The sequence below is a fragment of the Allobosea sp. BK604 genome (genome assembly GCF_004341515.1).
Taxonomy (GTDB): domain Bacteria; phylum Pseudomonadota; class Alphaproteobacteria; order Rhizobiales; family Beijerinckiaceae; genus Allobosea.
In genome coordinates this window covers 142607-161408 of sequence record NZ_SLZF01000010.1, presented here as the reverse complement: position 1 = coordinate 161408, position 18802 = coordinate 142607, and the positions used below count along the sequence as shown (strand labels likewise).

Here is an 18802-nt window from a genome sequence, read left to right as displayed (position 1 = left end):
AGTTCAAAGGAGAGGGACATGCCCGCTAAGACCGCTCTCGTTACCGGCGCCGGAGGCTTCATCGGCCACCATCTCGTCGACTATCTCGTCAAGAAGGGGCGCCAGGTCCGCGGCGTCGACATCAAGCACCCGGAATATGCGCCGACAGCGGCCCATGATTTCAAGGTGCTCGACCTGCGCACGGAGAAGAACTGCGCGATCGCGACCGCCGGCGTCGACGAGATCTACCATCTCGCCGCGGATATGGGCGGCATCGGCTACATCACCTCGTCGCGCGCGCCGATCACGCTGCACAACACGCTGATCAACGTGAACATGATCAAGGCGGCGCGCGAGAACGGCGCGAAGCGCTTCCTGTTCTCGTCCTCGGCCTGCATCTATCCGCAATACCTGCAGAGCAAGCCCGACGTCACGCCGCTGCGCGAGGACGACGCCTTCCCGGCCGATCCCGAGGAAGGCTACGGGCTCGAGAAGCTCTACATGGAGAAGATGTGCCAGTACTTCACCGAGGACTGGGGCTTCCCGACCAGGGTCGTGCGCTTCCACAACGTCTATGGTCCGCTCGGCACCTATGATGGCGGGCGCGAGAAGGCACCGGCCGCGATCAGCCGCAAGATCGCCGGCATCGCCGATGGCGGCACGATCGAGATCTGGGGCGACGGCCAGCAGACCCGCTCCTTCATGCATGTCGATGACTGCGTCGAGGGCATCTACCGGATCATGCAATCGGATTACGACAAGCCGCTCAATCTCGGCACGGACGAGCTCGTCACGATTGACCAGCTCGTCGACATGGTCGCCGAGATCGCCGGCAAGCGCGTGATCAAGCAGCACGACACCTCGCGGCCTCAAGGCGTGCGCGGCCGCAACAGCGACAATTCCCGGCTGCGCGAGGTCCTCGATTGGGAACCGCGCATCATGCTGAAGGACGGCCTGGTGCCGACCTATCGCTGGATCGCCGAGATGGTCGCGGGCAGCCGCGAGGGCGTGCGGGCCCAAGCTGCGCAAGCAGCCGAGTAAGCCGCGCGAACGAAGCAACGCGCGATCGGCAGGGGGTCGAAGCCATGCATTGGGGGTTATCGCCTTCGACGGCGCCGCCTTTGGACTGGGGCAAGCCAGCCTCGGCCGCCGCTCGCTCGGGACAGGCGCCGCGCATCTCGCGGCGCCGCGCCACCGTCACCGCAGCACTGCTGACGAGCGATTATCTGGCGACGGCCATTGCCGTCGCCCTCGGCATGATCCTGGTGCCGGAATCGAGCTGGAACTGGCCGGAGAGCGTATTCCTGCTCTTCGCGGCGCTGGTGCCGCTCCATGCCTATCTCGGTCTTTACGGCGGCTGGGGCCCCTGCCCGATCGAACGGCTGCGGCTGCGCGCCCTCGGCTCGCTCGGCCTCGGCGCGGCAGCCTTCGTCGCGACCTCGGCCTGGACCTCGCCGGCGGATATGATCGCTGCCGGCCTGACCGCAGCGCTCCTGTTCGTGATCGGCTACTATCTGGAAGGGCTGACGCGGCGGACGCTGATGCGAGCCGGCCTGTGGGAAGCGCCGACCGTCCTGATCGGCTCGCCGGAAAAATGCGCGCGGATCGGCAAGGCGCTGCTCAGCCAGCCCAAGCTCGGCCTGCGGCCGCTTGGCATCATCGCCGACGAGCCGGCCGAGGCACCGGGATCCGACACGTCCCTGCCGATCTTGTGCGGCATCACCGACGCGCAGCGGCTCGCCGGCGTGGCCGAGGTCGCGATCATCGCGGCGTCCGATCTCACCGAGTCCGACATGACGGAGGCGTTGCGCCTGTACCGGCTGCCCTTCGCGCATGTCATCGTAGCGGAAGGCAGCGGCGGCATTCCCAATCTCGGCCTGCGGACGCGCAATCTCGGCACCGCCGCGGGGCTGGAGCTGCGCTTCAACCTGTTCAGGCCGGGCAATCTCGCGCTCAAGCGCATGATCGACCTGATCGTGGCCGTGCCGGTCGCGATCGCGGTCGCGCCGATCGTCGCGATCCTGGCCGCCGCGATCAAGCTCGTCGACCCCGGCCCGGCTTTCTATCGCCAGCGCCGCGTCGGCCGCGACGGGCGGGTGCTCGACGTGCTCAAGCTGCGCACCATGTATCGCGACTCCGAGGAGCGGCTGCACGAGCATCTGCAGAACAATCCCGAAGCGGCTGCCGAATGGGCGCGTTTCTTCAAGCTCAGCGCCGACCCGCGCGTGCTGCCCGGAATCGGGCATTTCCTGCGCCGGTCCAGCCTCGACGAGTTGCCGCAGCTCTGGAACATCCTGCGCGGCGACATGAGCATCATCGGCCCCAGGCCGTTTCCGGACTATCACATGAACAGCTTCGACGCGGATTTCCGGGCCTTGCGCGTCAGCGTGCCGCCGGGCCTGACCGGCCTCTGGCAGGTGAGCTCCCGCAGCGGCGGCGATCTCGATGTCCAGAAGGAGCAGGATCTCTTCTACATCCGCAACTGGTCGATCTGGCTTGATCTTTACATCCTGATCGAGACCATCCCCGCCGTGCTCACGGCACGAGGCGCGAAATGACGACGGGTCCCGGCGTGAAACCGGCCCGGTTGGCCGGAAGCAATAAAGGTTTCTGATCGTGCAGAAGGAGCGCCGCGCTGAAATCCAGTGGTTGCGTGCGCTTGCGGCCTGCGAGGTCGTGCTGTGCCATTCCTTCCTGCTGATGAAGCACATCTCGTCCGACACCTCCCTGCCGGAATGGTATCGGCCGTTCTCGGCCATCGGCGTGGAGTTGTTCTTCGTCGTCTCCGGCTATGTGATCTGCATGCGGGTGAGCGAGTCCGAGAAGGCCTGGCCCTTCCTGCGCTCGCGCATCCTGCGGCTCTACCCGATGTACTGGGTGTTCACGAGCCTGGCCGTCCTCGCTTTCGTGCTGAATCCGGCCTGGCGGCTGCATAATTTCGACCCCGACCTCGTCTCGCTCGCGCGCTCCTACCTGATCTGGCCGCAAATGGGCTTCCCCATCCTCGGGGTCGGCTGGACGCTCGAGCACGAGATGATCTTCTACGTCGCCGTGGCGGCGATGCTGCTGACGCTCGGAGCGAGCACGCCGGCGCGGCTGACCCTCGCCTGGATGCTCGCCGCGTTGGGCGCGGCAGGCATCGTCCTTGGCGGGATCCCAAATCCGAAAATCGCCGGGGCGCCCGGCGCCGGCTCCTATGCCGTGCTCAACCATCTCTTCAGCCCGTTCATGTTCGCCTTCGGCTTCGGCTGGCTGATGCGGGTGCTGGAAAGCATGAAGCCCGTCGAGCGGTCGCTGAACGCCTTCCCCTTCGCGGCCTTCGCCCTCGCCGCGCTCTGGTTCGCGCCGGACTGGGGCATTCAGCCGTTCTACCGGATCAGCATCGCGGCGCTGATCTTCACAGCCTTCATCGCCTGCCGCAGGCTCTTCACCGACAACGCCCTCAACCGGCTGGTCTGGCTGCTCGGCGATGCCTCGTTCAGCATCTATCTCTCGCATTGGTTCGTGCTGTCCGCAGGCGGCAAGCTTCTCGGCCATCTGCACGTATCGCCGTCATACGAGGTGCCGATCCGGGTAATCGGCATCGTGCTCAGCATCGCCATTGGCGTCGCGGTCTTCATCCTCGTGGAAAAGCCGCTCGATCGCCGGCTCCGTCGCCGGACGGCCCCCGCGCTTCCGGCAAGCAAGCCAGCGACGGGCAAGCCGGCCGTCTCGGCGTTCTAGGAACGCCTCCAAGCTTTTATTTTGTTAGGCTTCGATCATGGCGCGCGCGGCGCGCCGGCGATCACCCTGCCGTTCGGCTCCTGGCCGCGGCTGCGAAAGCTCGCGAAGTCCATCGGGGCCGTGTCCCATGCGAAGATCGGCGCGCGCGACCCGAGCACGCGATAGGTGTTGTGATCGAAGGTGTTGCCGCCCTTGGCGATGATCGCGAAATTCTCGGCCGCGGGGTCGGAGGATGAAACGCCACCGGTGGCGCCGGTGCCGAGGAAGGTCACGTCATTGTGGTGCACGCGGTTGCCCTGCGTCTTGTAGAAGCCGCCGCCGACCTTCCAGCGGTTCTGGTCGATGAGCATGACGCCCCGGCCGGAGTCGCGAACGATCAAGGTATTCTCGTAGATCTCGGCATAGTCCGAGGCTGCGATCTGGATTTCGGCGCCCCAGAACCAGGACGCTCCTGCCTGATTGTTCTCGCGCAGCGTATTGCGGCGGATCACGGCCCGCGACGACAGCTCGAAGAAGATTCCGGCCGACTGGTTGAACTCGACGAGATTACCCTCGAACAGGACATCCTCGCAGCGCTCATCGCACCACAGGCCGGGCCCGTTATTGTGATGGACATGGTTGTCCCGGAAGACGACCTGCGAGCTGACGGTGATCTTGACGCCGCCCGCATCCCAGGACGGATCGAAGCCATAGATATTGTTGGACCAGATCTCGTTGCCCTCGAGCAGGATATTGGCGCCGTCGGCCGTCGCGCCGATCTGGCCGTTGTGATGGATCCGGGATTTAACGATCGCGCCGTCCGGTCCGACTGAGACGCCGGCGCCATTGTTCAGGCGCAGCTCCGACTTCTCGACCCGCCAACCGCGGCCGTCACCCCGGACGGCACCTTCCTGCGGCGGATTGGCGTATTTCTCGATGACGAGCCCACGGATCGTCACCTTGTCGGCCGAGCCCTGGAAGGCAAAGGGAACGACGGCGACCTCGACCAGCTTCTCCCCCGGCGGATCGGACAGAACGATCTGGCGCTTTACCCGGTCATGGAAGAAGCTGCCGGCGCGCAGCAACTCGCGGCTGGCAACCTGCCGCAGCGGCACCCCGTCGACGAACACGCCGACGGCAAGCCTGCAGGCCTCGTAGCCACGCGCACAGACGCCGCGCGCCTTGGCGTCGGGAACAACCTCGGACGGCGCGGCCCAGCCCTGCCCCACCTGCTTGAAGCCGGTCAGGATCTTCGCCCCGCTGAGGATGGCGCCCGGTTCGCCGAAGAAGCTCTGCCCGGTCTTCGGAGTCGCGAATTCCAGCCGGTGCAACCCGGCCAGGATGCAGAAGCTTGCGCCCGGGGGGTTGAGGTTGACGGCCATCCCGAGCGATTGGTCGGGCCGGATGCGCAGCGCATCGGCCGGGCAGGCCTCGCCGATGGTCTCTTGCGCCCCCGTCTCTTGCGCTCTGATTTCTTGCGCTCGGGTCTCTTGCGCCCGGAGCGGGATCCCGCCCAGCACCACGAAGAGCAAGGCCCCGGCCGTGCGCATCAGCGACCAACCAGCAAAGGCTGCGCCGGCAGGTGCGGCCCGATCGGCTCGAGCATGTCCCGGGGCGGCCGGGGCGGCTCGATGGCGGAGGAGGCGCGATAGAGCATGGTGGAACCGATGCCGAGGCCGATGATGCACCAGAACCAGATTCCGAGCATCGGCCCCTCGAGCGCAACGTCGAAAGAGGCATTGATCAGCATTGAGAGCCCGTAGCAGGCGATCCAGAGGAAGAGATTGGCCCAATCGTCATCGCCGCGGTGTCGCGCCGCCATCATTCGCGAGATCAGCATTCCCAGCCAGATCGCGAAGGTGAGGATCCAGAGGGTGAGCCCGGGCACGCCGGCCCGCGCGAGCATGTTGATATGCGCGTTATGCGGCGCCCGCACCGGCGCGCCGCTGGCACTGCCGCCTTCCTGGCCGACGACATAGCCGTCATCGATCGCGAGATTCACGCCGAACCCCTTCCCCGTCCAGAAATAGGGGCCGCGCAGCGTGTAGTCCTGGATCGCTTGCCACCAGCGCAGCCGCCAGGTCTTGGTGCCGTCGAGATTCGACGCCTCGCTGCGCCCGAGCAGGCTCTCGAAATTATTGACGAGCTGGGCCGGGCCGATGACGCGGCCGCCGGGGATCTCGACCTGCACGCCAAGGAGCAGGACGAGGCCGAAGATCGCACCGCCGGACGTGACGATCGGCATGATGCGATGCAGCTTGCCGCCGAGCAATGCCGCCACGCAGACCGGGATCAGGAAGGCCAGCATCGCGCCACGGCTGACCGAGACCATCAGGAAGCCGACCAGCACGGCGCCGACCCAGAGCAGCGGCGCACGCCGCAGCCCGAGCAGGACGAAGACCGCAGCCCCGCACAGATGCACCGAGGCCTCCCCCATCCGGACATAGACGACGGGTACGCCGGAGAAAGGCCAGGCCAGGAGATGCGAGAACGCATTGGTGGCGTAGGCGAGCGACGCACCGGCGAAGCCGTAGAACAATGCGAAACGGCTATATTTGCCGACCAGCCAGCCGAGGCGCTGCGGCTTCTGAAGCAGAAGGGCGATGACGATGAAGGCGAAAATGCCATAGCCGGCGAGCACGCTGTCGCGCAGCGCGTCGAAGCCGTATGACCCGACAAAGGGCAAGGTGCGCAGCACCACCCAGCCGATCAGCAGGACGATCATTAGGCTCGGAAGCGTCGTCAGCATGGCGAGCCAGCAGCCCGACATCATCACGACGAGCAGCCCCAGCACCAGCGCGATCTCGCCGACGAAGAGCGGCGGCACGCCGAGATAGGCGAAGCCCTTGCCGAAGGTCGCATAGCCGAACAGCAGGAAGCAGAGGAAGACGAGATAGCGATCGCCCAGGTCGCGCGCCGGCGCAGCCAGATCGACCGGTCTCGCCGTCACGGGCGTCACGAGAGATAATGGCATCCCTGCTTCCTTGAATGCCGGCTGCGCCACCATTGAAAGCGCCAGGCGCAGGCGCGTCGAGCCCGGCGCTGGAGGTACTTCCGATGCACTGCGCGGCGGCTCAGCTCAACCCCGGCAGCATCCAGGTCAAATGGCCGCGCAACCTGGACGGAAGCTGCCGATAGATGTCGCGCAGGCGCGGCTTGACGATCGAGAGATAGGACAGCGCGACACCGCCCCTGGCCGAGGCCGGTACGAGATAGTCGCGAATACCGATCTCGGTATTCGACCATTCCAGCTTGTGCCGGCTGGCCGGCGCCAGGAAATCGAAGACGTCGATGCCGATCTCGGGGCATCTGGCGAGCAGGTGCCAGAACAGCAGGCGGCCGGGCGCGTGCTTGGCGAAGCGCAGGTCGTAGCTCTGGACGAGCGACCAGTAGCGGCGCTGCCGGAGCGCGCCGATTTCGAGCGCCGCGGTCTGCTCGCCGACGCGCAGACGCGCGACGAAGAGACGCCCTTCCCGCGCCAGCCGCTGCAGGCAGGTTTCGCTCGCACGATGCGCGTAGCCGGCGCTCGCCACGGATTTCTCCTCCTGCCATTTGCGCTTGAGCGCAAAAGCTTCAACGATCGCGGCACATTGCTCCTGCGGCTCCGCGACAATTTCGAAGCCGACGGGTCCGAGCTCGGCCAGAAGGCGCTCGTGGCGGCGCAGGGCGTTCCTTGTCCGGCTGGTCCTCTGCCTGTCGGCACGATCGGCGGCGAGGATGCGGAAATCGACCAGAGGCGCGCGGTTCTCCGAGCTGTCGACGGCATGGCGGGCCAATTCGCGCAGATTTGCCAGGCTCGAACCGTCAGGAACGCGACGGAGCTCGATCACATCGATATCGCGCCAGGATCGCACCGCGCGCCACGCGGTCTCGACGAGCGCAGCCCTGTCCTCGTCCGGATCGATCAGCAGGTCGCCATATTGCGTCGCCGGCTCAGCAAGCGCGTGAAGGACCCGGAAGACCGAGAGGCGCCGCACGGCCAGCGGCCAGAGCAGGACGAGCCGGCTGCCACGCCAAAGCGTCACGATGCGCGGCATCTCGACCGCGCCGACGACACGCGCCGCCTCGATCCAGGCCCGGCACCAATCCGCGCTCTGAAAGACGCTGCCACCAGCGCTGCGTTGCTCGAGCTCGCGCCAGCTCCGATAAAGCGCCACGACACCGTCATGGATCTCGAGCCGCAACGATTGCGGCTCGCCCCCTGCTGCGACCGGCCGAAGCGGAGCCGTCACTAGTCCATCCATTCCAGCCTCTCCTCGATCGGCCTGTCTCATTTGCGGAGCTGTGCAGCGCCGATCTGTCGAACGATATGCGTAGCCGGCAATTTGGTGATCGCCACGGCCAGAGCCCGCCGCAGCAAGCCCTTGGACCATCGCCCGAGAAAGCGCGCCCAACGCCGCGCCTGCCAGGCCGGTCCGGTCTCCACGGTCACCGCCTTCAGCGCGAAGGCCGCCTGCTCGGAATTGCGGTCGACCGCCTGCTTGCGGCCGTCGGCGTAGAAGGCGGCGATCTTGGCGGCGCCCATGCCCTCGGTCGCGAGCCAGCGCGGAATATGAACGCTGCACAGGCGCGCGACATCGCTCAGCACTTTCTCGGTGCCGGTCCCCGCCGCCGGACAGGAGGTCGCGTAGGCATCGCCGATCAGGACGAGACCGGGCTGGTCGAGGTTCTCAGCCACGTAGAGATCGACCGGCCTGACCCGTACGGGCTCGATGATGCGGAAAGGACCGAGAAGCGCGGGCAGTCCCGGCAGCGCGCGGCACAGGGTCGCCTCCGGGTCGAGGCGGAACTGCTGCAGCAGGGGATCGTCGCAGTTCCAATAGACCATGAGGTTGGCGCGAACGCCTTGCCCAAGCCTGAACAATGTCAGATAGGAGATCCGGTCCCGCGGCTTCTCGCCGTAATAGGTCAGGGAGTCGAAGGGGAAGCGGCTGCGTTCCAGCGGCGCGATATTGAAGCCGATTGCGGTGGAATGCGCCGGGCTGAGGCGCCGGGCGGTGAAACCGAGCGAGCGGCGCAACGCCCAGTTCAGACCGCTCGCCAGGACGACGAGACGGGCCTCGATCTCCTCGCCGCTGCGTAGCGTGACAAGCTGCCGGTCGCCGCTCGGCTTGACCTCGGCAACGGTCCCCGCCAGGACGGGCACGCGCTCGGGAATGCCCGCCCGCACCGCATTCACCAGGTCCTGATAGAGGATGCCGTATTGGACGACGGGTATCCGGTCGACCAGGCGACCGAAGCGCGCGACCCAAAGATCGCTGTTTCGCGTTGCATGCGGCAGCACCAAACTCTCGAGTCCGATGCGGCGCAGCAGGCGGATCTGCGACGGACTGAGCTTCTCGCAGCGGAAATCCGGCCGGTGGACCGGATTCGGATCGATCAGAACGACCTCGTGGTCGGCGCGGCCGAGCATCGCCGCAGCGCATGACCCGGCCAGCCCTCCCCCGACGATCGCGATCTCTACCTGACGCATGTTTGCCCCCGCCCGGGAGTCTCGTCTCTTATGCCGCAGAACCGGGACGTTCGGTCCAGCGACGTAGCTTCACTGTGAGTTCCGCCTTGCGCCGGCGCAGGGCGTGATAGGCCTGTCTTGCGAGCGCCTTGCAGCGGCGCAGGCAGCGTTCCCGCCCGACCAGCAGCGCAAGCCGCCAGGGCCGTTTCGATCCAAGATCGATCACCAGATCGACGATCTCGTGCCGTTCTGCCCAGCGCTGCGCCTGGAAGCCGATATCCAGGTGGTTGCAGGAATCGGTCGATCTGACCGAGGGGTCCGAGAGCAGATCTGTCGTCGTGCCTTCCAGGGTGAGGATGCCGGGCGAGAAGCGCCGGTAGCTCTCGTCATAGCTCGTCCGCCAGGTGAAGGCGCCCGTGCCTGAATAGAGCACGATCGAGCTCGAGATCGGCCTGTCGTCGAGACGCAGGGAATGGACCGCAACCAAGCCGCGCGATGCGAGCCCGCGCGTCATCACGCGGGTGAACCGCGCCGTCGCCGGATCGCAAGCGAGGGCGCTGTGGCGCGCGGCCTTCCAGCCGGACGCTTCGAGAACGAGAAACTCCTCGACCTCGGCCGCGACCGCGTCGGGATCACGGACGACACGGAATTCGAGCTTGCCTCGCTCGGAGAGCCGACGCCGCAGGCGGGCAAGATCATGGCGATGGTGGTCCGACATCGAGCGGGTCCAATAGGCCTTCGCATCGAGCTGCGTTTCCAGCTTGGCGCGCCGGCGCCGCTCGACTTGCGCCCAGCCTCCCACGCCTTCGGACAGGGCCGCTTTGAGAGCTCCCATGAGGACCTGGTCGTCGGAGAGATCGCCGACATCGACAAGCTTCGGCAGTGCCGGGGTCTTCCGGATCGTCGCAAACATCGCCGCAAAAGCGGCTCGGGCATGTTCGGGGTCGATCACCGGCGTGCCGAGATAGGCGACCGAGCAGACGGGACTGACGAGCGCCCGATAGGGCCAGGACAGGCGCGTCCGCCGCTCGATGAGCAGCCAGGCGCCGACCAATTGGGCCGGCGCGCCTCGTTCAGGCAGCGCCCAGGCGAGCAGAATCCGCACCGGATCCGGCCAGGCTTCCGCCATCGCAAGCGCCACGGCCGGATCCATGAAGGCGTTCGGCACCCCCGCCCTCGCGGCGAGCGACATCCAGGCTTCGGCAAGCGCAGCGAACCGTGCCGCGTCGGCCAGTTCCACGCTGATATGTTCGAGATGACCGACTCCGGGCCTGTCGATGGCCGGCGCAGGCGCGGATGATGCGGGCTGCCGCCCGGAGGCTTCACGCAACGCAAAGACAGTCATTCGGCGTCCCTTCCGGATCGCTCGCGGCCGGGCTTGGCGGCAGGGGCAGACTTGGCGACACGGGCGGGCGCGGTCTTGGTGGGGCCTTCATCCGCGGGCGGGCGCGCGCCAATGTCCCGAAGGCGCTGCAGCTTCGACTGGATCAACGAAGATACGCTCGCCTTGGCGGAGCGCAGCGCCCGGTGGGTGCGCCGGGCCTCGACCTGGAGCCGTTGCCGGGCGCGCTCGGCTCCGCCGAGCAGCAGGAACGCCGGGGTCATGCCCCGGCGCGCATCGAGCACCATATCCAGGACGGGCTTACGCCCGCTCCAGAACTCCGCCATATAGCCGTCATCACGGTGATTGCAGGAATCGACCACGGCGATCGCGGGGTCGGCCAGAAGCGCGGCCGTGACCTCCTGCAGCATCAGGATGCCCGGCGCGCAGTCCCTTTGCGCCTCGTCATAGGCGGATTTCCAGGTGAAAGCCGTGGACCCCGACTGCACCGTGATCTGCATGGCGACCGGCTTGCCGTCACTGCGCAGCGCGCTGATCTTGGCCAGTCCCCGCGTGGCCAGACCCTCGATCGCCGCGCGAAAAAAGGTCTCGTTCGCTGGAAATCGCCGGATCGCGTGACCGCGCTCGATCGCCTTGCCCTTCCAGCCGGCAATCTCGAGCGCGAGAAACTCCTCGAGCGCGGCACGGATCTCCTCGGGAGCCTGGTGCGTGGTGCAGCTCAGTTGCCCGCGCTTGTCGAGGCGCCGGTGCTTCTGGCGCAACGCCTTCTCGCGGCTGGACGAAAGGTGGGCCGCTTCGGCGAGACCTTTCACGAGTTGCGGCCTGCGGCGCGGCTCGAGACGGACATGGCGCGAGCCGCGGCGAGCCAGCACATCGGCGAAGAGCGCAGCGATCGGACCGGCATCGTCGAGACTGTTGATCTCGACGAGCTTGGGCAGGTCGGGCTCCTGCACGACCGTGTCCAGCATCCGCATGAGGACGTCTGCCGCGATATCGGCATCGAGCACCGGTATCCCGAGGCAGCCATGAGGATGGACAGGCGATTTCAGAACGGTGAGCGGCACGAGCGAGGTCGGGCGCCGGCAGGCAAAGGCCCAGGCGCCAACAAGGCGCACCGGCCCGGCTGTCTCCTTCGCCGCCCAGGCGAGCAGGACATGCATCTCGACGCCATCGGCAAAGGCCGCAGCGGCGACGATGCTCGGCTCCATGAAGACATTGGCTGCCAGGGCGCGGGTGGTCAGATCCCGCCATTCCCGCTCGATGGACGCGAATCGTTCGGGCGTGGCGATCTCGACCGAGATCGCATGCTCGGCCTGGGCGAGCAGGACTTGCTCGGCCGGAGACCCGGGTTCGGGCCATGAAAGGTCACGTAAAAGGATTGCTGGCTGCGCTCGCACGACCGCGCCCCCACTGGATACGGCGCGACTATACCCAACCGATGCCGGGCGAGCGGCATCCTAATCCGGGCTAACTCTTTATTGACGCAGCTTCGAACAAGCAAAAATATGTATTTATTCACCCGATTCTTAGCCACCCACTATTTGTTAAAATATTTCGCTCACGATTTTCAGCGTCTTTCCCGGCGCATTCTCTTGCGTGGCAATCGGATGAAACATTGCACTCTGATTTACGGCTGACGCCGATGATAGTCCTCGCTCGATTGCGGCTCGTCGATTCACCCTGCCGCCGGCACGACCAAGCCTCATCTCCGGCTTGTCATCAACGCGGCAAGGACATGTGAGAATCCCCTAGGGCAAGCGGCACAGGCATCGAGCATCATGGATCGCGCTACCTTACTCGCCCCCGATGGCGGCAAACCTCTCCAAATTCCCTACCGACGCTGGCACGACCATCCGGTTCCGGGCACGGATTTCCCCGATATTGCAGCCGCCACTGTCGACGGCGCGAGCGCGCGAGCGATTGTCGAGGCGCTGGCGCAGCGCCTGCCCGGTGACATCGATGTGCTGGCCGGCATCGATATCGGCGGCTACGGGCTTGCCGGCGCCCTCGCCCTCCGCAATGGCCTCGGCTTCATCGACATCAGGAAAGTCGAGTCGATCCGGGTCGACGTCATCCGCCGCGTCATGGCCAATTACGAGCTCGGCAGCGGCGTCGTCATGTCCAAGGGCCACCGCCTCGAAGGCCGCTCCGTCGCCATTCTCGACGATGTTCTGATGACAGGTGGAACGGCGGCCGCGTCTGCGCAGCTCGTCCGGCGGATGGGAGGGCGATGCGTGACCGCGCTCTTCGTCTTCGACCTGATCGGAATGGGTGGGCGCGACCGGCTGGAGCGGGAGGGGTTGGCGGTGCATGTGCTGCAATCGCTGCCACGGACAGACGGCTGACGACTGATCCGATGCCCTATGCGGAAGGCGGGCTGTCCTCGCCTTCCCGCCGCGCATGGTGCGAAGAAAGACCCACCGGATTAAATCCGCGAAGCTCCGTCTCGTTGACGGGAAATCAGCCCCAACCAGGGCGCCAGATGGAAGACGCTCATCAGGGCGTACATCACGGCCATTCCGCTCAATGCAGACGCATGCTGCGCCACTGAACAGAGCACATCCGGCCGGTCGCCCTCGAAGATGGCCGTGACCAGAGCCATGGCCGCGAAGGTCGGTGCGGCCGCCAGGCGCAGCCAGTCGGCTGCGCCTCGGGCGAACGCGCCGCCGCGTCGGAGAGGGATCGACATGGCGCCGCTCAGCTCCTGCCGTATTCGTCATGACGGCGCCACCAGGGGCCGTCGGCCTCGTTGCGGCCCTTCGGCGCGCGGTCGAGCCAGGCGAACATGCTCCAGATCCCGTCGACGCCGCGCGCATAGGCGGAATAGGTGTGGTAGATGACGCCGTCCGCGAGGATGAAGGCGCTGACGCCGGGCCGGTCGCGCACATAGGTCGGCACGTCGGTGCCCGACATGACCGCGAACTGGGCGACGGGCCCGGTGGTCGGCAGCGCATCCATGACGAAGCCGCTGCGGCGATAATTGTACTCGATCGTCCCCGCGCGCAGCGCCGCCTCCGTGAACGAGACGTTGAAGTCGTAGCTGAAATCGCCAGCGGCCGAGGACGCCCAGGGAAAGGTCCATCCCATCCGCTGCTTATAGGCCTGCAGCTTGGCGAGCGGCGCCCGCGACACCGCCATGAGCGTGACGTCATGGTTCGCCAGATGGCTGTAGATGCCGTTGAACCCGTCCGCGATCGCAGAGCAGGACGGGCAGCCCGCCTTGTAGTCCGGCCCGAACATGAAATGGTAGACGAGGAGCTGCGAGTGCCCGGCGAAGAGCTCCGGCAGCGCAACCTCGCCAGCCTCGGTCTCGAAGCGATAGTCCTTGTCGACCCGGACCCAGGGCAGTGCCTGCCGCTGCCGCGCCAACTCGTCGCCCCGCCGCGTCAGCTCCTTCTCCGCCTCCAGCAGCGCGAGCCGCGCCGCGAGCCACTGTTCACGGGTTCCGGTCACATGCATCGACATTGCCTTCTCTCCTGTCGTCCTGTGTCCTGCGTCGCGCGTTCCGTTCTCATCGCGACGTATTGAACGGTGGTAGGTCCGAGGGGGCAGAGGGTGGGAGTGACAAGTTTGGCGGGATTTGAATGGACTCGCTGATCACCGCCGCAGGGCGTGCGCTGGCGGCGGGTGATCCGCTCGGCGCCCTGAACCGGATCGCCTTGCGCGATGACGCGCCCGCGCTCGCGCTACGTGGCATCGCGATGGCGCAGCTCGGCGACCTCGCCCGGGCGAAGGACCTGCTTCGGCGCGCGGCACGCGGCTTCGGTCCGCGCGAGGCCGTGGCCCGCGCGCGCTGCATCGTCGCACAGGCCGAGATCGCGCTCGCATCGCGTGATCTTGGCTGGCCGGCAAAGACACTCGACGCGGCGCGCTCGGCGCTCGAAGCGCATGGCGACCGGCTGAACGGCGCGCATGCGCGCTACCTGGAGATCCGCCGCCTCGTCCTGCTCGGGCGGCTCGACGAAGCCGAGCGCCGCCTCTCCGAGCTCGACCCGGCGCCCTTCCCGCCGGCGCTGAGGACAGCCCATGAGCTGGTCGCCACCGGGATCGCGATGCGGCGCCTGCGGGCGAAGGAGGCGCGTGCCGCGCTCGGCCGGGCCGAGAGCGCCGCGCGCATCGCTCGCATTCCGGCTTTGACCGCCGAGGTCGAAAGCGCGGCGCACCTGCTCGATGCGCCGGCGGCGCGCCTGATTGCGCGCGGCGAAGAGCGCCCTCTCCTGCTCGACGAGGTCGAGGCGCTGCAAGGCTCGAAGGCGCTCCTGGTCGATGCCTGCCGCCATGTCGTGCGCGACCCGCGCGGCGCGGTTTCGCTCGCGACCCGTCCGGTCCTCTTCGCGCTCGCGCGTGCGCTTGCCGAAGCCTGGCCCGCGGATGTGCCGAGGGATGCGCTGGTGGCCAAGGCCTTCGGAGGCAGGCAGGCCGATGAATCGCATCGCGCCCGGCTGCGGGTCGAGATCGGGCGGCTGCGCTCGCTGCTGCGGTCCCTTGCCGGCGTGAGCGCGACCAAGCGCGGCTTCGCGCTTGCGCCGCGCCAGGCGTGCGAGGTCCTGGTGCTGGCGCGTCCGATCGAGGAACGGCACGCGGCGGTGCTCGCCTTCCTGGCCGATGGCGAGGCCTGGTCGAGCTCGGCGCTCGCGCTCGCACTGGACACCAGCCAGCGCAGCGTGCAGCGGGCGCTCGACTCGCTCGCGCTTGCCGGCAAGGTGCAGTCATTCGGACGGGGACGGGCACGGCGCTGGCTCACGCCGCCGCTGCCGGGTTTCGCGACGACCTTGTTACTCCCTGCCCCGTTGCCGGGCAGCTAGGGTGAGGCCATGAAAAACGCACCTGCAGAAATCATCCGCGAATACGGCCCGTTTCCGGGCGTCAACCAGGTCGGTGGCGTGACCTTCGACGGCCGGCACGTCTGGTTCGCCTGCGGCGACAGGCTGAACGCCCTGGACCCGGCAAGCGGCGAGACCATGCGCTCGCTCGATGTCCCCGCCCATGCGGGCACGGCCTTCGACGGCCGGCACCTGTTCCAGATCGCCGAGGATCGCATCCAGAAGATCGATCCGGAAACCGGCAACGTCCTCGCCACCATCCCGGCACCGGGCGGCGGCGGCGATTCAGGCCTGGCCTGGGCCGAGGGGACGCTCTGGGTGGGCCAATATCGCGAGCGCAAGATCCATCAGATCGATCCCGAAACCGGCGCGACCCTGCGCACGATCGAGTCCAATCGCTTCGTCACCGGGGTCAGCTGGGTCGATGGCGAGCTCTGGCACGGGACCTGGGAAGGCGACGAGAGTAGCGTCAGGCGGATCGATCCGCAGAGCGGGGCCGTGCTGGAGCAGCTCGACATGCCTCCGGGCACGGCCGTCTCGGGGCTGGAATCCGACGGCACCGACCGCTTCTTCTGCGGCGGAGGCAATACCGGCAAGGTCAGGGCGATCCGCCGGCCGCGCTAGCCGACGCGAACCTCAGTTTCCCGTCCGGTCGTTCGCCGATGCGACGGCACCAGGGTCGGTGACCGTGCCGGCCACGGCAGCATTGATGCGTTGCTTGAAGGCTTTCGGCACCAGGCGCGAGTGTTCGAGCGCGACGAAATCGGCCGTGACATGCTCGCTCTCGCGCGGCCCCTCGAACACGAGAGCACCCGACCGGGCGACGACGATATCGCCGCGCCTCAAGGTCGGATCGCGCAGATACCAGTAGGGCTCCGTCTCCGGATCCAGCTTGATCGCTGGTGGCTTCGGTTTGGCGGACGCCGCGACGCTCGCCTTCTTTCGGTGCTGCGGGCGAACCGTCACGTCGAGTGGAAGCGGCTCGGGTGCAAGGTAGGTCGGGGCGAGGCGCGCCGGTCGCCCGAAGACCGCGCGAGCCAGATCTTCCAGGATGCCGGCCTGAGCCGGTCCCGTGGCGGCCAAACCCACGACGACAAGAAGAGAGCAGGCTGCGAACCGCTTCGACATGTCACCCTCCAACGCAAGGCCAGAAGATGAAACGCCGAGATCACGCTGGAGTTCCGTGATCCAGCGCACCGTTCAGGCGGGTCGGGATGTTGCGGCGCGCCCTGCCCGCTTTGGCGCCCGCCTCTGGAGCCGGATCCGATCAGGCTGAATCAACCTGATCGGTGAATCCACCTCTCAACGATTGATGGAGAACGCGTGATCCGATCTGATCGGCGCGTGTTCTAGCCGAGAACCGCAGCGGGAAAATTCCCGCTGCGGTTCCGCTTACTTGGCGTCGAGTTCCTTGAAGACTTCCTGGGCCGCTCGCGAGCTTTCAAGGGAGGCTGGAACGCCGCAATAGATCGCGACCTGCAGGAGAACCTCCTGGATCTCCTCGCGGGTGACGCCGTTCTGCAGCGCGCCGCGGACGTGCAGCTTGAACTCGTGGGTCCGGTTCAGCGCCGAAAGCATGGCTAGGTTCAGCATGCTGCGCGTCTTGCGCTCGAGGCCGGGGCGGCCCCAGACCTCGCCCCAGCAATATTCGGTCACCAGGCGCTGGAGCGGAGCCGCGAACGCATCGACATTGGCGAGCGAGCGATCGACATGCTCCTTGCCGAGGACCTCGCGGCGAATTTCGAGCCCGGCCTGAAAGCGGGCATCGCTGTCTTGAGACATATCCATGGTCTTTCCTTGTTGAAACGGGCGGATCAGTTCGGACGACCGACGATCAGGCGTCGTTCGGCGAGGGTCACGGTCAGATCCAGGAGAAGCGCGAACACGGTCAGCACCAGGATGCCGGCAAAGACCGCGTTGACGTCGAAGGTCGATTCAGCCTGCAGGATCAGGTAGCCGATGCCACGGGACGAGCCGAGATATTCGCCGACGACGGCGCCGACGAAGGCCATGCCGACCGACATGTGCAGGCTGGAGAAGACCCAGCTCATCGCCGACGGGATATAGACGGTCCGCAGCAGCTGGCTCCTGTTCGCGCCCAGCATCCGGGCATTGGCGAGGATGACCGGGCTGACCTCGCGCACGCCCTGGAAGACGTTGAAGAATACGACGAAGAAGACCAGCGTGACGCCGAGCGCGACCTTCGAGGCGATCCCCAGGCCGAACCAGACCACGAAGATCGGCCCGAGCACGACGCGCGGCATCGCATTCAGCGCCTTGATGTACGGGTCGAGCAGCGCGGCCGCGATCGGCGACAGGCCGAGCCACATGCCGGCCGCGACGCCGAAGAAGATGCCGATGAGGAAGCCGAGGATGGTCTCGATCAGCGTCGTCGCAAGATGGACGAAGACCTCGCCGCTGATGATCCAGTCGAAGACCTGCTGGAGCACCAGCACCGGGTCGCCGAAGAAGAAGATCGGCAGGATGTTGATCTTGACCAGGACGAACCAGGCCACGAACAGGGCCACGAGCAGCGCGAGCTGCATCAGGACCATGGTGCCGCGGCCAGGCATGCTGGCCTTCTTTGCTGCCCGGCGGCGCGGCTTTGCCGCAACGCCTGCGCTAGCTGGCAAGCTTCTGCTGATTTCGCTCATAAGCCTTCAAGACCTCTTCTCGCATGGCTTCCCAGATCTGGTGATGGAGCTCGACGAAGCGCGGCGTCATGCGCACCTCGGAGACATCCCGGGGACGGGGCAGATCAATCACGAATTCCGCGATCGGATGGGTTCCGGGACCGGCTGACAGGATGATCACGCGGTCCGACAGGGAGATCGCCTCCTCCAGATCATGCGTGATGAACAGAACCGACTTCTTGTCGGCCATCCAGAGCGCCAGCAGCTCGTTCTCCATGAGCACCCGCGTCTGGACATCGAGCGCGCTGAACGGCTCGTCCATCAGGATGATCTTGGGATCCATGATCAGCGTCTGCGCCAGCGCGACGCGCTTGCGCATGCCGCCCGAGAGCTGGTGGGGGAAGCGCTCGTGGTGGCCGTTCAGCCCCACGCGCGCCAGCCATTTGCGGCCGAGTTCCTCCGCCTCGCGCACCGGAACATTGCGATATTGCAGACCGGTGATGACGTTGTTCAGCGCGGTGCGCCAGGGCATCAGCGCATCGGCCTGAAAGAGGTAGCCGGCCTGCCGGTTGATGCCGTCGAGCTCCTTGCCGTAGACGCTGATCTCCCCTTCCGTCGGCTCGAGCAAGCCGGCGGCAACGTTGAGCAAGGTCGACTTGCCGCAGCCCGTCGGGCCGACGATCGAAACGAACTCGCCGTCGCCGACGGTGATCGATGCGTTCGAGACGGCGGTGTAACTGCCGAAGCGGACCGTGACCTGGTCGAAGGCGAGAGCGGGTGCTTTCGACGTGCCGGCCTTCGCAGCATCGTCGGGTTTCCCCAGGGGTGCGATCATGGCGTTTCCATCATCTGTTCGGTTGAAGCCTGAGGC

General features: G+C 66.6%; 18 protein-coding genes. 6 read left to right on the top strand and 12 right to left on the bottom strand.

The features are described 5' to 3' along the window. Positions 1-18 precede the first annotated feature (18 nt). The 3 genes from EV560_RS27420 to EV560_RS27410 all read left to right on the top strand — a co-directional run bounded on the left by EV560_RS27420 (position 19) and on the right by EV560_RS27410 (position 3702). Positions 19-1020, top strand: a complete 1002-nt coding sequence (locus EV560_RS27420) for an NAD-dependent epimerase/dehydratase family protein (RefSeq protein WP_131859020.1) — start codon at positions 19-21, stop codon at positions 1018-1020. An 80-nt stretch (positions 1021-1100) separates the two neighbouring features. Beyond that, positions 1101-2537, top strand: a complete 1437-nt coding sequence (locus EV560_RS27415) for an exopolysaccharide biosynthesis polyprenyl glycosylphosphotransferase (protein ID WP_165923680.1) — start codon at positions 1101-1103, stop codon at positions 2535-2537. A gap of 58 nt (positions 2538-2595) precedes the next feature. Continuing rightward, positions 2596-3702: an acyltransferase family protein gene (locus EV560_RS27410; RefSeq protein ID WP_165923679.1), complete on the top strand. Its 1107-nt coding sequence runs from the start codon at positions 2596-2598 to the stop codon at positions 3700-3702. A 35-nt stretch (positions 3703-3737) separates the two neighbouring features. Here EV560_RS27410 and EV560_RS27405 read toward each other — a convergent pair whose 3' ends face one another. The 6 genes from EV560_RS27405 to EV560_RS27380 form a co-directional block, all read right to left on the bottom strand. Next, a complete protein-coding gene (locus tag EV560_RS27405; protein ID WP_131859017.1) occupies positions 3738-5231 on the bottom strand; it encodes a right-handed parallel beta-helix repeat-containing protein in 1494 nt (497 codons plus the stop codon). After that, positions 5231-6655: an O-antigen ligase family protein gene (locus EV560_RS27400; RefSeq protein ID WP_165923678.1), complete on the bottom strand. Its 1425-nt coding sequence runs from the start codon at positions 6653-6655 to the stop codon at positions 5231-5233. Before EV560_RS27400 ends, EV560_RS27405 begins: the two co-directional genes overlap by 1 nt. 100 nt (positions 6656-6755) lie before the next feature. After that, positions 6756-7925, bottom strand: a complete 1170-nt coding sequence (locus EV560_RS27395; protein ID WP_165923677.1) for a GNAT family N-acetyltransferase — start codon at positions 7923-7925, stop codon at positions 6756-6758. Positions 7926-7951: 26 nt separating this feature from the next. After that, positions 7952-9154, bottom strand: coding sequence for an FAD-dependent oxidoreductase (locus tag EV560_RS27390; RefSeq protein WP_131859014.1), 1203 nt, complete (start codon positions 9152-9154; stop codon positions 7952-7954). Between the two features lie 28 nt (positions 9155-9182). Further along, a complete protein-coding gene (locus tag EV560_RS27385; protein ID WP_165923676.1) occupies positions 9183-10373 on the bottom strand; it encodes a GNAT family N-acetyltransferase in 1191 nt (396 codons plus the stop codon). A gap of 101 nt (positions 10374-10474) precedes the next feature. Next, positions 10475-11872, bottom strand: coding sequence for a GNAT family N-acetyltransferase (locus EV560_RS27380; protein ID WP_131859012.1), 1398 nt, complete (start codon positions 11870-11872; stop codon positions 10475-10477). A 381-nt stretch (positions 11873-12253) separates the two neighbouring features. Between EV560_RS27380 and EV560_RS27375 the strand changes: the two genes are divergently transcribed. Further along, positions 12254-12820: a phosphoribosyltransferase family protein gene (locus EV560_RS27375; RefSeq protein ID WP_131859011.1), complete on the top strand. Its 567-nt coding sequence runs from the start codon at positions 12254-12256 to the stop codon at positions 12818-12820. 80 nt (positions 12821-12900) lie between these two features. Here the strand turns inward: EV560_RS27375 and EV560_RS27370 are convergent, their stop codons facing one another. Both EV560_RS27370 and EV560_RS27365 read right to left on the bottom strand, forming a co-directional pair. Continuing rightward, positions 12901-13164 (bottom strand): hypothetical protein, encoded by a 264-nt coding sequence (locus EV560_RS27370; protein WP_131859010.1) that lies wholly within the window; start codon positions 13162-13164, stop codon positions 12901-12903. 8 nt (positions 13165-13172) lie between these two features. Further along, on the bottom strand, positions 13173-13940 hold the full coding sequence (locus EV560_RS27365) for a DUF899 domain-containing protein (RefSeq protein WP_131859009.1): 768 nt from the start codon (positions 13938-13940) through the stop codon (positions 13173-13175). Positions 13941-14059: 119 nt separating this feature from the next. On the opposite strand from EV560_RS27365, the gene EV560_RS27360 reads away from it, so the two are divergent. After that, positions 14060-15280 (top strand): helix-turn-helix domain-containing protein, encoded by a 1221-nt coding sequence (locus tag EV560_RS27360; RefSeq protein WP_131859008.1) that lies wholly within the window; start codon positions 14060-14062, stop codon positions 15278-15280. 9 nt (positions 15281-15289) lie between these two features. Beyond that, on the top strand, positions 15290-15922 hold the full coding sequence (locus tag EV560_RS27355; RefSeq protein WP_131859007.1) for a Vgb family protein: 633 nt from the start codon (positions 15290-15292) through the stop codon (positions 15920-15922). 12 nt (positions 15923-15934) lie between these two features. On the opposite strand, the gene EV560_RS27350 is transcribed toward EV560_RS27355, so the two are convergent. The 4 genes from EV560_RS27350 to EV560_RS27335 form a co-directional block, all read right to left on the bottom strand. Beyond that, on the bottom strand, positions 15935-16495 hold the full coding sequence (locus EV560_RS27350; RefSeq protein WP_131859006.1) for a hypothetical protein: 561 nt from the start codon (positions 16493-16495) through the stop codon (positions 15935-15937). Positions 16496-16690: 195 nt separating this feature from the next. Then, the gene (gene pcaC / locus EV560_RS27345; RefSeq protein WP_465247043.1) at positions 16691-17086 is read right to left on the bottom strand and encodes a 4-carboxymuconolactone decarboxylase; all 396 of its coding nucleotides are present in this window, start codon (positions 17084-17086) and stop codon (positions 16691-16693) included. 26 nt (positions 17087-17112) lie between these two features. Then, entirely contained in the window at positions 17113-17871 is a 759-nt protein-coding gene (locus EV560_RS27340; protein WP_131859005.1) for an ABC transporter permease, read from the bottom strand. Between the two features lie 49 nt (positions 17872-17920). Next, on the bottom strand, positions 17921-18766 hold the full coding sequence (locus EV560_RS27335) for an ABC transporter ATP-binding protein (RefSeq protein WP_131859004.1): 846 nt from the start codon (positions 18764-18766) through the stop codon (positions 17921-17923). Positions 18767-18802 lie beyond the last annotated feature (36 nt).